14 protein-coding genes and 1 other RNA gene are annotated in these 16642 nt (G+C 58.8%); 13 read left to right on the plus strand and 2 right to left on the minus strand.

The genetic code is table 11. From position 1 onward, the window contains the following. Positions 1 to 2: 2 nt before the first annotated feature. Together Q0Y21_RS11720 and Q0Y21_RS11725 are read right to left on the minus strand one after the other, a co-directional pair. Positions 3 to 374: a YraN family protein gene (locus Q0Y21_RS11720; RefSeq protein WP_297795493.1), complete on the minus strand. Its 372-nt coding sequence runs from the start codon at positions 372 to 374 to the stop codon at positions 3 to 5. Between the two features lie 28 nt (positions 375 to 402). Beyond that, positions 403 to 2301 (minus strand): penicillin-binding protein activator, encoded by a 1899-nt coding sequence (locus Q0Y21_RS11725; RefSeq protein ID WP_297795495.1) that lies wholly within the window; start codon positions 2299 to 2301, stop codon positions 403 to 405. 119 nt (positions 2302 to 2420) lie between these two features. On the opposite strand from Q0Y21_RS11725, the gene rsmI reads away from it, so the two are divergent. From rsmI to murC, 13 genes are all read left to right on the plus strand, one after another. Then, positions 2421 to 3293, plus strand: coding sequence for a 16S rRNA (cytidine(1402)-2'-O)-methyltransferase (gene rsmI, locus Q0Y21_RS11730; protein ID WP_297795498.1), 873 nt, complete (start codon positions 2421 to 2423; stop codon positions 3291 to 3293). A 63-nt stretch (positions 3294 to 3356) separates the two neighbouring features. Beyond that, an RNA gene (rnpB, locus tag Q0Y21_RS11735) (RNase P RNA component class A) lies at positions 3357 to 3707 on the plus strand. Positions 3708 to 4004: 297 nt separating this feature from the next. Further along, positions 4005 to 4457 (plus strand): division/cell wall cluster transcriptional repressor MraZ, encoded by a 453-nt coding sequence (gene mraZ, locus Q0Y21_RS11740; RefSeq protein ID WP_127330666.1) that lies wholly within the window; start codon positions 4005 to 4007, stop codon positions 4455 to 4457. Next, on the plus strand, positions 4454 to 5440 hold the full coding sequence (rsmH, locus tag Q0Y21_RS11745) for a 16S rRNA (cytosine(1402)-N(4))-methyltransferase RsmH (protein WP_297795503.1): 987 nt from the start codon (positions 4454 to 4456) through the stop codon (positions 5438 to 5440). Before mraZ ends, rsmH begins: the two co-directional genes overlap by 4 nt. Before the next feature lie 2 nt (positions 5441 to 5442). Further along, positions 5443 to 5847 carry a cell division protein FtsL gene (gene ftsL, locus Q0Y21_RS11750; RefSeq protein WP_297795506.1) on the plus strand — a complete coding sequence of 135 codons (405 nt, stop codon included), beginning with the start codon at positions 5443 to 5445 and terminating at the stop codon, positions 5845 to 5847. A gap of 32 nt (positions 5848 to 5879) precedes the next feature. Further along, the gene (locus Q0Y21_RS11755; RefSeq protein ID WP_297795509.1) at positions 5880 to 7619 is read left to right on the plus strand and encodes a penicillin-binding protein 2; all 1740 of its coding nucleotides are present in this window, start codon (positions 5880 to 5882) and stop codon (positions 7617 to 7619) included. A 4-nt stretch (positions 7620 to 7623) separates the two neighbouring features. Beyond that, entirely contained in the window at positions 7624 to 9108 is a 1485-nt protein-coding gene (locus Q0Y21_RS11760; protein ID WP_297795512.1) for a UDP-N-acetylmuramoyl-L-alanyl-D-glutamate--2,6-diaminopimelate ligase, read from the plus strand. After that, positions 9105 to 10496: a UDP-N-acetylmuramoyl-tripeptide--D-alanyl-D-alanine ligase gene (gene murF / locus Q0Y21_RS11765; protein WP_297795515.1), complete on the plus strand. Its 1392-nt coding sequence runs from the start codon at positions 9105 to 9107 to the stop codon at positions 10494 to 10496. The genes Q0Y21_RS11760 and murF overlap by 4 nt, the downstream gene beginning before the upstream one ends. Then, on the plus strand, positions 10481 to 11566 hold the full coding sequence (mraY, locus tag Q0Y21_RS11770) for a phospho-N-acetylmuramoyl-pentapeptide-transferase (RefSeq protein WP_297795519.1): 1086 nt from the start codon (positions 10481 to 10483) through the stop codon (positions 11564 to 11566). Before murF ends, mraY begins: the two co-directional genes overlap by 16 nt. 15 nt (positions 11567 to 11581) lie before the next feature. Next, positions 11582 to 12922, plus strand: coding sequence for a UDP-N-acetylmuramoyl-L-alanine--D-glutamate ligase (gene murD, locus Q0Y21_RS11775; RefSeq protein WP_297795522.1), 1341 nt, complete (start codon positions 11582 to 11584; stop codon positions 12920 to 12922). Then, positions 12922 to 14121, plus strand: coding sequence for a putative lipid II flippase FtsW (gene ftsW, locus Q0Y21_RS11780; RefSeq protein WP_297795525.1), 1200 nt, complete (start codon positions 12922 to 12924; stop codon positions 14119 to 14121). Before murD ends, ftsW begins: the two co-directional genes overlap by 1 nt. After that, positions 14114 to 15199: an undecaprenyldiphospho-muramoylpentapeptide beta-N-acetylglucosaminyltransferase gene (gene murG, locus Q0Y21_RS11785; RefSeq protein WP_297795528.1), complete on the plus strand. Its 1086-nt coding sequence runs from the start codon at positions 14114 to 14116 to the stop codon at positions 15197 to 15199. Before ftsW ends, murG begins: the two co-directional genes overlap by 8 nt. Beyond that, positions 15192 to 16637, plus strand: a complete 1446-nt coding sequence (gene murC, locus Q0Y21_RS11790; RefSeq protein WP_297795530.1) for a UDP-N-acetylmuramate--L-alanine ligase — start codon at positions 15192 to 15194, stop codon at positions 16635 to 16637. The genes murG and murC overlap by 8 nt, the downstream gene beginning before the upstream one ends. The last annotated feature ends 5 nt before the right edge of the window (positions 16638 to 16642 follow it).

Genomic DNA, 16642 nt, shown 5'->3' on the forward strand with positions numbered 1-16642 from the left:
ATTCACGCCTGAATTGCATTCTTGATCCATTGTATCCGGTATTTTTTGACATCGCCCGGTGCGATGGCAATCACATCGATGCGGCTGGGGATGTTCCAGAGCCCGTTCCTGTGCAGATAGAAGGAGGCCGCTCTGATCAGCCTGCGCTGCTTGGCCGGAGTGACCGATTCGGCGCCACTGGTCAGGCTGCCGGACCCGCGATAGCGCACTTCAAAAAAGACCAGAGCCTCGCCATCGCGCCCGATTAGGTCAATTTCACCGCCGCGGCTGAAGACGTTCCGCTCGACAATGTTAACGCCGCGACTCTGCAGGTAGCGTGCAGCCACGGCTTCGGTGTGGTTGCCAATGGCTTTGCTGTCGGGTTTGCCGTCCATGGCGATTCTCCGGTTATGTGTTTCCTGGCTATTCTACTTCTGTCTGTGGGTCTGCCGGCTCTGGCGTTAACAGCTGCGGTGTGCCGTTTGTGAAGCGGGCCCACAGTTGCTGGCGATGAATGCTGCCGCCTGATGCCATGGTCAGCACCCCGGTCTGCCCCTCGATGGAGGCGCCTTCCACCTGACGCAGCAGTGGCAGGCGTTTGCTCAGCTCCCAGGCATCCGCGCCCATGGCAAACAGCCGGCCCAGCTGGCCCTGCATGTCGGGTAGCGCCTGGGTGGCGGTATTTCGGAACTCGTTCTGGTCATCAAGGACCCAGGGAATATCGGTAAAGATGACATTGTTGAGGTCCCGGTCCCTGGAGGGGTTGTTATTGCCTTCATACACCATGGATGGTGAATATACCGGGAGGTCACCGCCAAAATAGAAAGCAAACAACGGTTTGAATTGCCGGGCGATGGTAGGTTCCGCGACCATTACGACGGCATCGGCATCCTGCCGGCGTCGGGGCTCAAACTCGACGTTCACCCCGGCGGTGCGTTCCACGTCAATGGCTCGCTCTCGAGAGGCGGTTATGCCCAGCAAGTCAGCGACGACCGTGCGAAAATTGTCTTCCCGGAAGTAACGCTCAATGTCCAGAGCGATGCTGCCATTCTCCGCCATGCGCTCAAGTAGGGCAGTCTCCAGGCGATCCCCCCACTCACCCTGTGGAATGAGTGCCAGCGCCTGATCGTTGTTTTCCCGGGCCAGTCGGTCGGCAATCTGGCGGGCTTCGTCCTCGGCAGACAGGCCAAACTGATAGAGACCTGAGGGCGCCTTGGTGTCCTGAGGCAGGTAGTTCAGTCCGAGTACAGGGACGGCCATGGTGTTCAGATCGGCCAGGCTCAGCAGCGCCTCCTTCTCAAGGGGGCCGACAATGAGATCCTGATCTTCCTTGGCGAGCTCCTGATACAGATCCCGGAAATTCTGTCCGGCCGTATTCACCACGCGGATACTGGTCTTGCTCCGATCCGCTGACTGGTCATCATAGTAGGCCGCAAAGAAACCGTCCCTGATCGCTTTCCCGGCACTTGCCAGCGGCCCTTCAAGTGGTAGGGCCAGGGTGATCTGCTCAGGCCGGGTCTCCGCCAGGCTGGCAATCAATTGCAGTTCCGAAGGCGGCGTGATGGCGGCGGGGTGCCCCGGCCAGTTATTCTGCCATTGTCTGACTGCGCGGCCCTGCTCATCCAGATTCAGGCCGGGTTCCCGCAGGATACCGGCCAGTTCTATCCAGCCCTGGGCTTCGTATCCAATCACCTGGCCGCCTTCCTTCGACAGCTGTGTGTCGGACGTGGCTTTCAGCGCTTCCCAGATGCGGTCGTGTATCTGCTGCGCATTCTGGCGGGTATCGGACTGTCCAAGCAGGATGAGGGTGGCTGCTGCAGACAAATTGTCATCGGCCAATTGCAGAGTCTCTGCCTGAAGGGCAGCGGCGCGGGCCATCAGGCCACGCTCGTAATTGAGAAACTGGTCCGGTTGCAGCTGGCGGGAGAGTTCTTCGGCCCAAGCGCTGTCTTCCAGCGCCGTCGCGCTGCCCATGGCGAGCAGTAGATACTGGTCTTTCAGTTCGCCCGACGGATCCGCCATTGGCTGACTTTGCAGAATGCTCCGGACGGACTCATGGTCCCCCTGGCTCTGGAACCCGTTGGCGGAGCGCAACAGATACCGTTGGGCTTCGTTGCGATCGCTGTGCTTGCTTGCCGCATCAATAGCCTGACTGGCGGTTTCAGGCTGGGCTTCCAGGTTGACGCTGGCACATCCGGTGGCCAGCATTGTCAGCAGTAGAACGGTGGCGAAAGTTCTCAGGGTCAGACAGTGTTTGGTCATGGCAGGCTCACGGTACTCCGGGTAATTGCGCTTGTGACGCCAGGTAAACGACGGCATCATGCCGGGAACCCGGAATTCATCGGGTTCCCCTGTATCATTCTCAGGCTGGCAAGTTTAACAGCTCCCGGGCCATTTCACATGACGTTGGTGTCATGGTCCCAAGGTAAAGAGAGGCATATGTGAAATCAGATCCCAGTTCTCCGGAAAGGTCGGGCACGCTTTATATTGTGGCAACCCCCATAGGTAATCTGGAGGACCTGTCCCCGCGGGCATCCTCGACACTGGCTGGTGTTAGCCTGATTGCGGCGGAAGATACCCGTCATAGCGGGCGGCTACTACAGTTTCTCGGGATTCAGAAGCCTATGCTGGCGCTACATGACCACAACGAACGGAATCGGGCTGCCCAGGTGCTGGATCGTCTTGAGGCCGGAGAGGATGTAGCACTGGTATCCGATGCGGGAACACCATTAATTTCCGATCCCGGTTACGTGCTGGTTCGCGAAGCGCGGGAACGGGGGCTCAGGGTGAGTCCGATTCCCGGGCCCTGCGCGATGGTGGCTGCCTTGAGTGCTGCGGGGCTGCCCACGGATCGTTTCCTTTTTGCCGGGTTTCTGCCTGCCAAGCGCGGTGCCCGTCGGTCCGCACTGGAAGAATTGGTGACGGAAACCGCCACCCTGGTGTTCTATGAATCGCCTCATCGAATTCTGGAAACCGTCGCGCAAATCAGCGAGGTGATGGGAAGTGGTCGGGAAGTGGTTTTGGGGCGGGAGCTCACGAAAACATTCGAAACCTTCTATGCCGGGCCGGCGGGGGACGTCAGCAACAGCATTGAGGCGGACCCCAATGGCGCTCGCGGTGAGTTCGTGGTGATGATTCACGGAGCGAAACGCAATCCGGAGCAGGGCGATGCCGAGGCAGTGGATACCGACAGGCTGCTGCAGTTGCTAGTGGCTGAGTTGCCGGTCAAAAAAGTCGCCAAAATTGTAGCTGAACTGACGGGGCGTTCCAAAAACGAGTTGTACCAGCGTGCTCTGGAATTGAAGCCTGAGTAGTATTATCGGGTTAATGGGAGGGTTTCGCTTGCACGCCCTCGATCGCAGGAGTATTGTCGTGCCCGAGCTCGCCAGACAGTCGCCGCCAGTACGCCTGGGGGAGGAAAGTCCGGGCTCCGCAGGGCAAGGTGCCAGGTAACGCCTGGGCGGCGTGAGCCGACGGAAAGTGCAACAGAAAGTATACCGCCTAAGCACCTTCGGGTGCCGGTAAGGGTGAAATGGTGCGGTAAGAGCGCACCGCGTGACTGGCAACAGTTCACGGCGATGGTAAACCCCACCTGGAGCAAGACCAAATAGGAATCCAATGGCGTGGCCCGCGCTGGATTCGGGTAGGTTGCTTGAGGCCTGTGGTGACGCAGGCCCTAGATGAATGACTGTCCACGACAGAACCCGGCTTATCGGCGAGCTCAATTTTCCATTCCCGATCCTTATCCTTCTCAGACAGTGTCCTTTATAGCCAAAAAATCTTAAACCTCACTTTTCATCTGCAGATCGTTTTGCAGGTATCTGATTTTCCAGTCTTTCTTTTTCGTAATTTGCGCATCTCGGCGAACCCTCGCCTGTAACCTCTTGTCATAAAAGGAACTTTTGCAGGTGCGACGCCGTTAGCGGCGCTTGCATTGTGTATTGCGTGTTTCTATAGTGTGCACAAGTGGGAAAAAGTGGTTTTTAGTGGTTTTTTTTGGTTTCTGAACCCCAGAGTCGGTGCAAATGAGCAACTTTCTTGGCAGTCATGCCATCAATATGGATGCGAAGGGTCGTCTTGCGATCCCCGCCAAGGTGCGCGAAGAACTCGCGCAAGCCTGTGGCGGCCGCATTGTATTGACTGCCAATGCTGATGAGGAGCGCTGTCTGTTGGTGTATCCGGAGCCAGAGTGGGAAATTCTTCGACCCAAAGTTGAAGCGCTCCCCAACATGAATAAAGCCGCCCGCCGGTTGCAGCGTCTGATTCTGGGTAATGCTGCGCCGATGGAGCTGGATGGCGCCGGGCGAATCCTGGTGCCGCCCACGTTGCGCAGTTATGCGCATCTGGAGAAAAAGCTGATGCTGATCGGGCAGGGTAAAAAACTTGAGCTCTGGAGTGAGGAGCGCTGGTTCGCCTGGCTGGATGAATCATCGGATGACGATGAGATGCCGCCAGAGATGGAGGCCCTTTCCCTATGACCTCCGAACGTAAGCCGGGGGCTGCGGGCCAGAAGTACTCGCATCGCTCCGTGCTCCTGGATTCGGCGGTCGATTATCTGATTAATGACCCCGATGGTTTGTATGTCGATGGCACCTTTGGTCGAGGTGGCCACAGCCGGCTTGTACTTGGGAAGCTGGGCGAAAGCGGCCGCTTGCTGGGAATCGACAAGGACCCGGAGGCAATTCGCGTAGCCCGGGAGCTGGCTTCCGAGGACGCTCGATTCTCCTGCTATCACGGTTCTTTCGCAGAGCTTGATGCTGCGATCCGGGAACAGGGCTGGGAAACCGTCAACGGTGTTTTGCTGGACCTGGGTGTGTCGTCACCGCAACTGGATGATGCCGCTCGGGGGTTCAGTTTCATGCGCGACGGTCCATTGGATATGCGCATGAATACCGAACAGGAGCCCAGTGCTGCGCAGTGGTTGGCGGAGGCTGACGAGCGTGAGATCGCAGATGTGATCTATCGGTACGGCGAGGAACGTTTTTCCCGGCGCATCGCGCGCCGGGTGGTGGAACGTCGTCAGGAGGCACCACTGCAAACCACTCGGGAGTTGGCAGAGCTGGTCAGTCAGGCTGTCCCGAAAAAGGAAAAAAACAAGCATCCCGCCACGCGGACATTCCAGGCTATCCGGATTTTCATCAACCGGGAACTGGAGGATCTGGAGGCGGGACTTGCTTCGGCGGCGGAGCGGCTTGCACCGGGTGGACGCCTGGTGGTGATCAGCTTCCACTCGCTGGAGGATCGGTTGGTCAAGCGGTTCATGCGGGATCTGGCTCGCGGGCCCAGATTGCCCAAAGGTGTGCCGGTGACGGCTGCCCAGGAGGCGTCGGAGTTCCGTTTGATTGGCAAGGCCAGTAAGGCCAACACAGAAGAAGTAAGCGATAACGTTCGGGCGCGAAGTGCAGTCATGCGGGTGCTTGAGCGTGTTCATAACAAACAGGGTTTGCAAGGGAGCGCGTGACTATGGGCGCCGTGGCAATTGAGCCGGCCGTTAAAACCGCCGGTTTGAACAAGCAGAAGGTCAAGGACGGGTTGGCAAGTGCCGTTCGCGTATCGCAGCAGGTATTTGAGTCGCTGCAGCAGAAACAGGTGTTGATATCCGTCGCCTTGGTCGGGCTATTGATTGTGTCGTCCATCGGTGTCGTCGTGAGCGCTTACAAGAACCGCGAGCTGTTCAATACCTTGTCGCAGCTTCAGGCAGAGCGGGACCAGTACCAGCGCGAATGGAGTCAGCTGTTGCTGGAGCAAAGTGCATTGAGTGCCCACAGTCGGGTTGAAACGCTCGCTGCGCAACGCTTTGGCATGGTTGTGCCAGGTAAAGAGGATATTGTGCTGGTGCCCTTGATGGCGCCGGTAGCAGGTCTTTGAATATTCATAACAACTAACTCAGGGTGGCTGTTTTGTCCGATCAGGGAAAGAACCCAACATGGAGCCAACGACTGGCTGCCGGGCTGAAAGCCTGGCGCTACGGTTCTGTGCTGGGTGTTTTTCTGCTGGTGGTCGGGGCTCTTGGCTGGCGCCTGGTCGATCTGCATGTTGTGGATAATGAATTCCTGCGGAAACAGGGGGATGTGCGCACCATTCGTGTGGAGTCCATCGACGCCCACCGGGGAGTCATTACTGACCGTCACGGGGAATCCCTGGCCGTCAGCACGCCCGTTCAGACGGTGTGGGCCAATCCTTCTGAACTTGATCCGGAAGAGCCCAGATTATCGCACCTGGCGCGTTTGCTCGATATCAGTGAGGCACGCCTTAGGCAGCGGCTGGTGACCTACGAGGGTCGTGAGTTCATGTACCTGCGTCGCAAGATCCAGCCGGGACTGGCGGAGCGTGCGTTGGCTCTGGAAATTCCGGGAATCTACAGCCGCCAGGAGTACCGTCGCTACTATCCGGCAGGTGAGGTCACCTCCCATGTGGTCGGGTTTGCGAACATTGATGAAAATGGCCAGGAAGGCATTGAGCTGGCTTATAACCAGTGGCTCAGTGGTGAAAAAGGCCGTAAGCGGGTGCTCAAGGACAATCGCGGTCGGGTGATCAAGGACCTGACGTTGATCCGTGATGCCCGGCCCGGTCGCGATTTGGCGCTGAGTATCGACCTGCGGCTGCAATATCTGGCATACCGTGAGCTCAAGGCGGTCGTGGAGGCCCACAGCGCCCGGGGTGGAACCCTGGTCATGCTGGATGTCGATACCGGCGAAGTATTGGCGATGGTGAATCAAGGGTCATACAACCCCAATGATCGCAGTCAGCTAAGTGCGGACCGGCTGCGAAACAGGGCGATTACGGACTTGTTTGAGCCGGGGTCGACCATGAAACCGGTCGCCATGGCAGCGGCCCTGGAATCGGGAAAATACAATCTCAACAGCACCATTGATACTGCGCCGGGTTACCGGCGCTTTGGTCGTTTTACCATTCGTGACAGTCACAACTACGGGGTGCTTGGTGTCACCGGTATCATTGCCAAGTCCAGTAATGTGGGCATGAGCAAGATTGCGACAGAGCTGGGCGGGGACGTCATCCGGAATCTTTACTCCCGCCTCGGTATCGGGCACCCCACGGGAATTGGCTTCCCCGGTGAGGCGGTGGGTGTACTGCCGGCACCGCCCAAGTGGCGCCCCGTTGAAGAGGCGACGCTTTCTTATGGCTACGGCATGAGTGTGAATGCCCTGCAACTGGCCCAAGCATACATGGTGCTGGCCAATGGCGGTATTCGCTACCCCTTGAGTTTGATGAAAAGGGATGAGCGACCGGTCGGGGAACGTGTGCTTTCCGAGAAGGTCTCATTTCAAGTACGGGAAATGCTGCGCGAGGTGGTCGAGAACGGTACCGGTAAACGTGCGCAGCCAGGATTCTACTCCGCCGGCGGCAAGACCGGCACCGTACATCTGGTGGGTAAGGGCGGCTACGAAGACAGTCAATACAAAGCCATTTTTGCCGGAATGGCGCCCATTGATCATCCGAGAATCGTAACAGTGGTAGCGGTAGATGCACCTCAATCCGGCGAATACTACGGCGGCGAAGTGGCGGCGCCGGTATTTGCCAGGGTTATGAGTGATGCATTGCGGCTGCTGAATGTGAAACCGGAACTGGAAGTCGGTGAAGTGCCAGCAGGGCCGAAAACACCCGGGGAGCGGGGGTAGGGTTATGTGTATCACGTCACTCAGCACATTGTTACAGGGGATCGCGCCGGTGCCGTCCGTCTTTGACGTGACGATTCACGGTTTGCAAACGGACAGCCGGCAGGTGACGTCGGGGGATGCTTTCATCGCCCTGGCGGGCAGTCGAACGACCGCGGACCATTATGTGGATCAGGCAGTGGCCGCAGGTGCGACCGTCATCATCCTTGAGACCGATGAGCCCGGAGAGTGCCGGGAACACCTTGGCGCACTGATTGTGCCGGTGGTCGGGCTGCGAAGTAAGCTGGGAAAGATCGCCGATCGCTTTTTCGAGCATCCTTCACAGCGCTTGCGACTGATCGGGGTGACTGGAACCAATGGTAAAACGTCGGTCAGCCACTACATCGCACAGCTGCTGCAGCAGACCGGAACCCCTTGCGGGTTGTTGGGTACCCTGGGCTACGGCATGCCAGGGGCGTTGCAGGTGGCTTCCCACACCACGCCGGATGTGGTTCAGGTCAATCGCGTTCTGTCACGAATATTGAAACAGGGTGGTCGCGCGGCGGCGATGGAAGTGTCCTCTCATGCGCTGGATCAGGGGCGGATTGATCGCATCACCATGACCGGTGCGGTGTTTACCAACCTGACCCGGGATCACCTCGATTACCACGGCTCCATGGAAGAGTATGGCGCCGCCAAGGCGAGGCTTTTTGAGCGCGAGGAGCTGCATTACGCGGTTGTGAATTTCGATGATCCGTTCGGGCGTCAGCTGTATGAGCAGCTTGAGGGCAAATGCGACCGGGTACGCTATAGCCTCCATGAGGCCCAGACTGAGCTCTGGCTGACAGGGTTCGAGCCGACGCTTCACGGCTTTACCGCATCAGTGGATGGCGAGTGGGGGGCGTTCGACGTCAATGTTCCGTTGATGGGGAGTTTCAATGCCAGCAACGTGCTGGCGTCCATGGCTGCAGTCTTGAGTCTGGGCGTGCCGGTGGAGCGTGTGCAGAGGGCTGTCGAGACTTTGCAGCCGCCCCCTGGCCGCCTGGAACCGTTCACTGGTGCCAATGGCGTGAGGGTCGTGGTGGATTATGCTCACACGCCGGATGCACTGGCGAATGCGTTGGCTGCGCTAAAGCCCCATGTAACGGGACGCCTGTTTTGCGTGTTCGGTTGCGGTGGTGACCGTGACAGTGGCAAACGCCCGGAAATGGCCGCTGAGGCAGAGAAGGCGGCTGATGTTGTTGTAGTGACTGACGACAACCCCCGGGGAGAGCATCCGGACACGATCGCCAGGGACATTCTCAGGGGATTTGCAAACCCGGATCAGGTCGCAGTGATTCATGATCGTGCCGAGGCGATTGCCCGCACCATACGACAGGCCGGCGAAGGCGACATTGTACTGATCGCTGGCAAGGGGCATGAAACCTATCAGGAGACGGCCGGCCAGCGTGTGCATTTCAGCGATGCAGAGCAGGTGCAGCACATCCTGCAGCTCAACGGAGGTGTGGCATGATGCGCACCTTCTCGCTGGCTGATGCTATTGCATTGACCGGGGGGCAGTGCCACCTCGGAGATGCCGCCCAGCGAACTTTCTCGGGCGTGTCTACCGATACCCGCAAGATCGGTCGTGGGGATCTGTTTGTGGCATTGCGCGGTGACAACTTTGACGGACACCAGTTCCTGGCGAAGGCCAGGGATTCAGGAGCGGTTGGTGCCATTGTGGATACCGAAGACACGTCGGTGGACCTTCCCCAGGTGGTTGTCAGCGACACTGTTGATGCGCTGGCACAGCTCGCTGCTGGCAACAGGAATGAGAGCCAGGCCCGTTTCGTGGCCATTACCGGCAGCAGTGGTAAAACCACGGTCCGGGAGATGGTCGCGTCCATTCTGACGCAGATGGGCTCCACGCTTTCCACGGAAGGCAACCTGAACAATCACATAGGTGTTCCGCTGACCCTGTTCCGGCTGGAAAAGCGGCACCAGTTCGCAGCCATTGAACTGGGGGCCAGCGGTCTGGGGGAAATCGCCCATACCGTCGCGATTACCCGGCCAGACGTGGTCATTCTGACCAATGCGGGACAGGCGCACCTGGAGGGTTTTGGTAGTTACGAGAACATTGTCCAGGCCAAAGGGGAGATTATTGATGGCGTTGGCGCCAACGGGCTTGTTGTCCTTAATGGTGACGATCCTGCGTTTGGCGTCTGGCGGCAACGGGCTGGCGAGCGGAAGGTGACTGCCATCAGTGGTAAGGCCGGCGGCCCGGCAGATTATTATCCCTCGGCAGTCAGCGTTGATATCCATGGACAAAGTTTCATCGCACACGGACCTGATGACTGGCAGTGTAGCGTCCAGCTGGCTCTGAGCGGTGAGCACAACATCACAAACGCGCTTCTGGCTATCGCCGCTACCCGTGAGCTCGGGGCGACAGATGATGCCATTCGGCAAGGTTTGCAAGCCCTGACCGCCGTCAAAGGTCGCTTGCAGATGATCGAGTTGTCTTCAGAGCTGGTGCTGATCGATGACAGCTACAACGCCAACCCGTCTTCCATGAAGGCAGCCATTGGCGTGCTCGCGGCAAGACCCGGGGCCCGGGCGGCAGTGCTTGGTGCTATGGCAGAACTGGGGTCCGATAGCCGGGCGTTGCATCGCGAGGTGGGCGTTTGTGCCCGTGAGCAGGGAATAGAGCGCCTGTTGGTCGTTGGGCCGGGATGTGAAGGTTATATCGAAGGTTTTGGGGAGTCTGCCGAGGTGTGTGCTTCCCACGAAGATGCCGTGGACCGTCTGTTAGCCGGGCCGCAATTGCCGATGACCATTCTGGTCAAGGGTTCTCGCAGTTCCGCCATGGATCGCGTGGTGGAGGGAATGAAAGAAAAGGTGAATAACTCATGCTGCTCTGGCTGACAGAGGTTCTATCACAATATTTTACGGCCCTGACGGTGTTTCAGTATCTGACACTGCGTGGGATTCTGGGCACCCTCACCGCGCTGGCCATCTCACTGCTTATTGGTCCGGTGATGATTCGTAAGTTAAGCCAGTACCAGATCGGTCAATCGGTACGTGATGATGGTCCGCAGACCCACTTGAGCAAGGCCGGCACGCCAACCATGGGGGGCGCGCTGATCCTGGTTGCCATTGGTATCAGTACCCTGCTGTGGGCGGATCTTAGCAACCGCTATGTGTGGGTGACGATTCTGGTAACGCTCCTGTTTGGCGCTATCGGCTGGGTTGATGATTACCGCAAGGTTGTGGAGCGCAATCCACGCGGTCTTCCGGGCCGCTGGAAATACTTCTGGCAATCCGTGATTGGTGCCGCGGCAGCAGTGGCGCTGTATTTCAGTTCTTCGTTGCCGCAGGAAACGTCGCTGTATGTGCCGTTCTTCAAGAGTGTATCGCTGACCCTCGGGCCAGTGATCTTCATCCTGCTGACCTATTTCGTGATCGTGGGTAGCAGTAATGCGGTGAACCTGACCGATGGACTGGATGGGCTGGCGATTATGCCAACCGTGATGGTGGCCGGGGCATTGGGCCTGTTTGCCTATCTGTCCGGGCATGCCCAGTTTGCCGATTACCTGCTGATCCCCCATTTGCCGGGTACCGGCGAGCTGATTGTGTTCTGCGGCGCCCTGGTTGGCGCTGGCCTCGGGTTCCTCTGGTTTAACACCTACCCGGCGCAGGTCTTCATGGGGGACGTGGGGGCACTGGCGCTGGGGGCCGCCCTTGGGGTTGTTGCTGTGATCGTCCGACAGGAGATTGTCCTGTTCATTATGGGCGGTGTGTTTGTCATGGAGACCGTGTCGGTCATCCTGCAGGTGGCGTCATACCGGTTGACCGGGCGGAGAATCTTCCGCATGGCACCGTTGCACCATCATTTCGAATTGAAGGGCTGGCCTGAACCGCGCGTCATCGTGCGTTTCTGGGTGGTTACCGTGGTTCTGGTTCTGATTGGCCTTGCCAGTCTGAAACTGCGATAGGGGAATGGCGTCTCTATGAGTGTCATCGTGTCAGATCGTCGCACACTGGTCGTAGGGCTCGGTAAAACCGGGCTTTCCTGCGTGCGCTATCTGTGCGCTCAGGGGCGGGAAATTGCCGTCGCTGACAGCCGGGAAAATCCGCCGGGACTGGATGAACTCAAATCCGGCTGGCCGGATGTGCCGGTGCATACGGGACCGTTCGACGCCGAGCTTTTTGCCACCTTTAACGAGCTGATTGTCAGTCCGGGCGTCAGTGTTGAGACACCCGCCATTCGAGATGCGGTGGCCAGAGGTGCGCAGGTGCGAGGGGATATCGACCTGTTTGCGCAGGCGGCGGACGCCCCCATCGTTGCGATTACCGGATCCAACGGTAAAACCACCGTGACCACGCTGCTGGGTGAAATGGCCCGGGCGGCAGGCCGTAGAGTCGAAGTGGGGGGCAATATTGGTACGCCGGCTCTGGATCTGCTGGGGCGGGGCGCCGATTTGTATGTCCTGGAGCTGTCCAGTTTCCAGCTGGAAACCACTGAAGAGCTGAATGCCCTGGCGGCGACGGTGCTTAATGTTAGCGATGACCATATGGACCGGTATCCGTCCAAAATGGAATATTTTCAGGCCAAACAGCGAATCTTCCGGGGCTGCAAGAACGCGATTGTGAATCTGGATGATGCCCTGAGTACACCCATGGCGCGGGATAACCTGAGGTTCCTGTGTTTTGGCTTTCACCGGGTTAATCCGGACACGTTCAGCACCCGCGAAGACGACCAGGGCACCTGGATTACCTTCGGTTTTGACAATCTGTTGCTGGCGGAAGATCTCAAGCTTCTTGGCCGCCACAACCTCAGTAACGTCATGGCGGCGCTGGCACTGGGGCAGGCGGCAGGGTTGCCCATGGATACCATGCTGGCAGTCGCCCGGGAGTTCCGCGGGCTGCCCCATCGCTGCGAATTCATACGTCGGGTCAACGATGTGGATTATATCAATGACTCCAAGGGCACCAACGTTGGCGCAACCGTCGCGGCTATTGAGAGCCTGGTCCCGGTCAGCGGCAGGATTGTTCTGATTGCGGGCGGCGATAGCAAGGGGGCTGATTTCTCGCCACTGGAAGCGCCAGTGACCCTGCATTGCCGCGCGGTTGTGCTAATCGGTCGCGATGCCAGCCGCATTGCTGACAACATTGGAAAGGCCGCCACGGTCACGTATGCAGACACCATGGCGGAGGCAGTCTCCCAGGCTGCAGACCTGGCCCGGCCCGGTGACCGGGTGTTGTTGTCACCGGCCTGCGCGAGTTTTGACATGTTCCGAGATTACAGCGATCGCGGTGACCAGTTCCGGCAACAGGTGGAGGGGTTGTGATGCAGGCCAATCTCACACTCCCGAACCGGCAGCAAGTGCTCAGCGATCTGCAGCCACTGCCTTTGTTGATCATCAGCTCGGTGTCCTTGCTGGTGATGGGTGTGGTTATGATTTCCTCGGCCTCCATGGATATGGCCGCGGAAACGGTTGGTAACAGCTACCACTATGTTATCCGGCAACTGATTTTTGCCGGAATCGGATGTTTTCTGGCGCTGGTGGCGGTGAATGTGCCGGTTTCCTGGTGGGAGCGAAGCGGATGGTTGCTGCTGGGTGTGGGTTTGCTGGTGCTGATACTGGTATTGACTCCGCTGGGGCGAACCGTCAATGGCTCCACTCGATGGATTCCATTCGGGCTGTTCAATGTTCAGGTATCGGAAGTCGCCAAGTTATGTCTGATTGCGTACCTGGCTGGGTACGTGGTTCGTCGTCGTGAGGAGCTTCTCAACACCTGGCCAGGATTTCTCAAGCCGCTGGTCGTGCTCGGGTTTGCCTCCATGCTACTGGTGATCCAGCCGGATTTCGGGGCGACCGTGGTGCTGGTGACCGCAGCCGCAGGGATGATTTTCCTGAGTGGTGTCAGGCTGACCCGGTTCATGCCACTGATCGGGATTCTGGTAGGGCTGGGCATCTTACTGGTTGCAACGCAGCCATACCGACTCAAGCGGGTTGTCAGTTATCTCGATCCCTGGAAAGACCAGTTCGACAGTGGCTATCAGCTCACCCAGTCCTTGATTGCGTTTGGGCGCGGTGAGTGGGCCGGTGTCGGGTTGGGGAACTCGATACAAAAACTGTTCTATCTGCCCGAGGCTCACACTGACTTTATTTTCGCCATTATTGCCGAGGAGTTCGGTCTGCTGGGTTCGCTGATTGTACTGTCGCTGTTTGCGGTACTGGTGATCAGCGGCTTTGTGATCGCTCGTCGCGCTGAACTGGCCAACATGCCGTTTGCTGCCTGCTTTTCGTATGGCATCACATTGCTGATTGGCCTGCAGGCTGGGATCAACATGGCCGTCAGCACCGGGTTGCTCCCGACCAAGGGGCTGACCTTGCCCCTGGTCAGTTACGGCGGGTCGAGCCTGATGATTACCTGCATTTCTCTGGGCGTCCTGGCTCGGGTGGAAATGGAACGCCTGGACCGGGAGCGGTTGGCGCAGGAGAAAACCGGGAAACGGGTCAGAGGAGGCGCTGTGTATGAGTGACAAGCGTCGTTTCCTGATGATGGCTGGCGGTACCGGTGGGCACGTGTTCCCGGCCCTGGCGACCGCACGTAGCCTGCAGGAGAAGGGCCACGAGGTGTTCTGGCTCGGCTCTGCTGGCGGCATGGAAGAGCGCCTGATCGGGGAAACGGATATACCGCTGTCTCTTATCCATATCTCCGGGTTGCGGGGTAAAGGCGGGTTGGCCCTGTTGCTGGCCCCTTTCCGCCTGATGCGGGGCCTCGGTGAGGCTTTCACCGTGGTTCGCAGAATCCGGCCTGACTGTGTGGTGGGCATGGGTGGCTTCGTGACCGGCCCGGGTGGTGTTGCCGCCTGGCTGAACCGGATCCCTTTGGTGATACATGAACAGAATGCGGTAGCGGGAATGACCAATCGGCTGCTTGTGCGTTTTGCGGAAACGGTCCTGGAAGCATTTCCGGACAGCTTTGGCGCCAAGGTTGTAACCCGTTGTACCGGCAACCCGGTACGCCAGGACCTGGCCAAACTGGCCGTCCCGGAAGAGCGCATGGCAAAGCGGGAAGGACCACTGCATTTGCTGGTCGTTGGCGGCAGCCTGGGGGCCCAGGTATTCAATCAGCAGGTGCCTGAAGCCCTGGCGAAACTCGAAGAAGCCGACCGGCCTGTGGTGCGGCATCAGTGTGGCGAAAAGCATGTGGATGCTGCCCGTGATGCCTACGAACAACACGGTGTAGAGGCGTCCGTTGAACCCTTTATCAAAGACATGGCGGAAGCCTATAGCTGGGCCGATCTGGTGTTGTGTCGTTCCGGCGCCCTGACGGTATCCGAGCTTTGTGTGGCGGGACTGGGGGCGATCCTGGTGCCGTTCCCCCATGCCGTGGATGACCACCAGACCAGGAATGGCCAGCGGATGGTAAACGCCCAGGCTGCGGTTTTGGTGCCGCAGTCGAAGCTGAATCCCGGATCGCTGGCGGAAACACTGAGGGACCTGGCCAGAGATCGGTCCCGGGTATTGAACATGGCGAAGGCGGCGAGATCGCTGGCTCGCCCAGATGCAACGGAGAGAGTCGTGAATTATTGTCTGGAGGCCGCCAATGGCTGATGCAACCAATCCGCCGCTGGTCTATCAGGTGCCTGAAATGCGCCGTATTCGCCACATTCACTTTGTGGGAATTGGCGGTGCCGGCATGAGCGGTATTGCCGAGGTTCTCAAGAACCAGGGGTATGACGTCTCCGGCTCTGATATTCGCGAAGGTGCGGTGACTGATCGCCTCAAGGCCATGGGAGTGGAAGTGCACATCGGCCACCGGGAAGAGAACAGTGCCAAGGCCGATGTCGTGGTGGTCTCCACGGCGGTTTCCGGGGATAACCCGGAAGTGGCGTCGGCTCGCAATCGTCGGGTGCCCATTGTTCCCCGGGCGGAGATGCTGGCGGAAATCATGCGGTATCGCCACGGCATTGCCGTGGCGGGCACCCATGGCAAGACCACCACGACCAGCCTGATCGCGTCAGTGCTGGGTGAAGCCGGGCTCGACCCTACGTTTGTGATCGGCGGCAAGCTGAACAGTGCCGGAACCAACGCCAAATTGGGTGGATCCCGGTACCTGGTGGCCGAGGCGGATGAGAGCGACGCTTCGTTCCTTCACCTGACCCCGGTGATTTCGGTGGTGACCAATATCGAAGCCGATCATATGGATACCTATGGCGGTGATGTTGAGCGACTGAAGCAGACGTTTGTGGACTTTCTTCACAACCTGCCTTTCTACGGCGTGGCGGTGATGTGCGTGGACGACGGCTACGTGCGTGAAGTGATTCCCCGTATCTCCCGCGCGATTATCACCTACGGCATTGATAATCCCGATGCCGATTATCGGGCGGAACAGATCAGCTCCGACGGTCTACGGACGCATTTCCTGGTTCGTCGGCCGGGTGGACGCAAGGACTTGCAGGTAGAGCTCAAGATGCCGGGGCGTCACAACGTACTCAATGCGTTGGCAGCGATTGCCGTGGCCACCGATGAAGGCGTCGATGACGCTGCCATTTGCCGAGGCTTGGCGGGCTTTGCCGGTGTGGGCCGTCGTTTTCAGGTCTATGGCGACTACGAAACGCCCAACGGCACCATCACCCTGGTGGACGACTATGGTCATCACCCGACTGAAGTGGAAGCGGTCATCCGCGCGGCTCACGATGCCTGGCCGGATCGAAGGCTGGTCATGCTGTATCAGCCCCATCGTTTTACCCGTACCCGCGACCTGTATGAGGACTTTGTACGGGTGCTCTCGGAAGTGGATGGCCTGTTACTGATGGATGTGTATGCCGCCGGTGAGCCGGCGATACCGGGTGCCGATGGTCGGGCCCTGTGCCGCAGCATTCGCCAGCGCGGGAATGTGGAGCCGGTGTTTGTGGAAGACAACAGCGAAATTGAACAGTTGCTGGCCAATACCCTGCGGGATGGTGATCTGCTGATCACCCAGGGCGCAGGGGATATTGGCGGCGTTGCTGCACGCCTGGCGGCGGCAGGAGTGATTGCCAGTGAGTGATGCAA

The organism is uncultured Marinobacter sp. (assembly GCF_947259545.1).
In the GTDB taxonomy this organism is placed as follows: domain Bacteria; phylum Pseudomonadota; class Gammaproteobacteria; order Pseudomonadales; family Oleiphilaceae; genus Marinobacter.

Coding starts and splice junctions, on each gene's coding strand:
- murD (WP_297795522.1), top strand. CDS start 11,582: ATGAGTGTCATCGTGTCAGATCGTCGCACACTGGTCGTAGGGCTCGGT.
- ftsL (WP_297795506.1), top strand. CDS start 5,443: ATGGGCGCCGTGGCAATTGAGCCGGCCGTTAAAACCGCCGGTTTGAAC.
- murG (WP_297795528.1), top strand. CDS start 14,114: ATGAGTGACAAGCGTCGTTTCCTGATGATGGCTGGCGGTACCGGTGGG.
- rsmH (WP_297795503.1), top strand. CDS start 4,454: ATGACCTCCGAACGTAAGCCGGGGGCTGCGGGCCAGAAGTACTCGCAT.
- Q0Y21_RS11760 (WP_297795512.1), top strand. CDS start 7,624: ATGTGTATCACGTCACTCAGCACATTGTTACAGGGGATCGCGCCGGTG.
- mraY (WP_297795519.1), top strand. CDS start 10,481: ATGCTGCTCTGGCTGACAGAGGTTCTATCACAATATTTTACGGCCCTG.
- Q0Y21_RS11720 (WP_297795493.1), bottom strand. CDS start 374: ATGGACGGCAAACCCGACAGCAAAGCCATTGGCAACCACACCGAAGCC.
- murF (WP_297795515.1), top strand. CDS start 9,105: ATGATGCGCACCTTCTCGCTGGCTGATGCTATTGCATTGACCGGGGGG.
- Q0Y21_RS11725 (WP_297795495.1), bottom strand. CDS start 2,301: ATGATGCCGTCGTTTACCTGGCGTCACAAGCGCAATTACCCGGAGTAC.
- ftsW (WP_297795525.1), top strand. CDS start 12,922: ATGCAGGCCAATCTCACACTCCCGAACCGGCAGCAAGTGCTCAGCGAT.
- murC (WP_297795530.1), top strand. CDS start 15,192: ATGGCTGATGCAACCAATCCGCCGCTGGTCTATCAGGTGCCTGAAATG.
- mraZ (WP_127330666.1), top strand. CDS start 4,005: ATGAGCAACTTTCTTGGCAGTCATGCCATCAATATGGATGCGAAGGGT.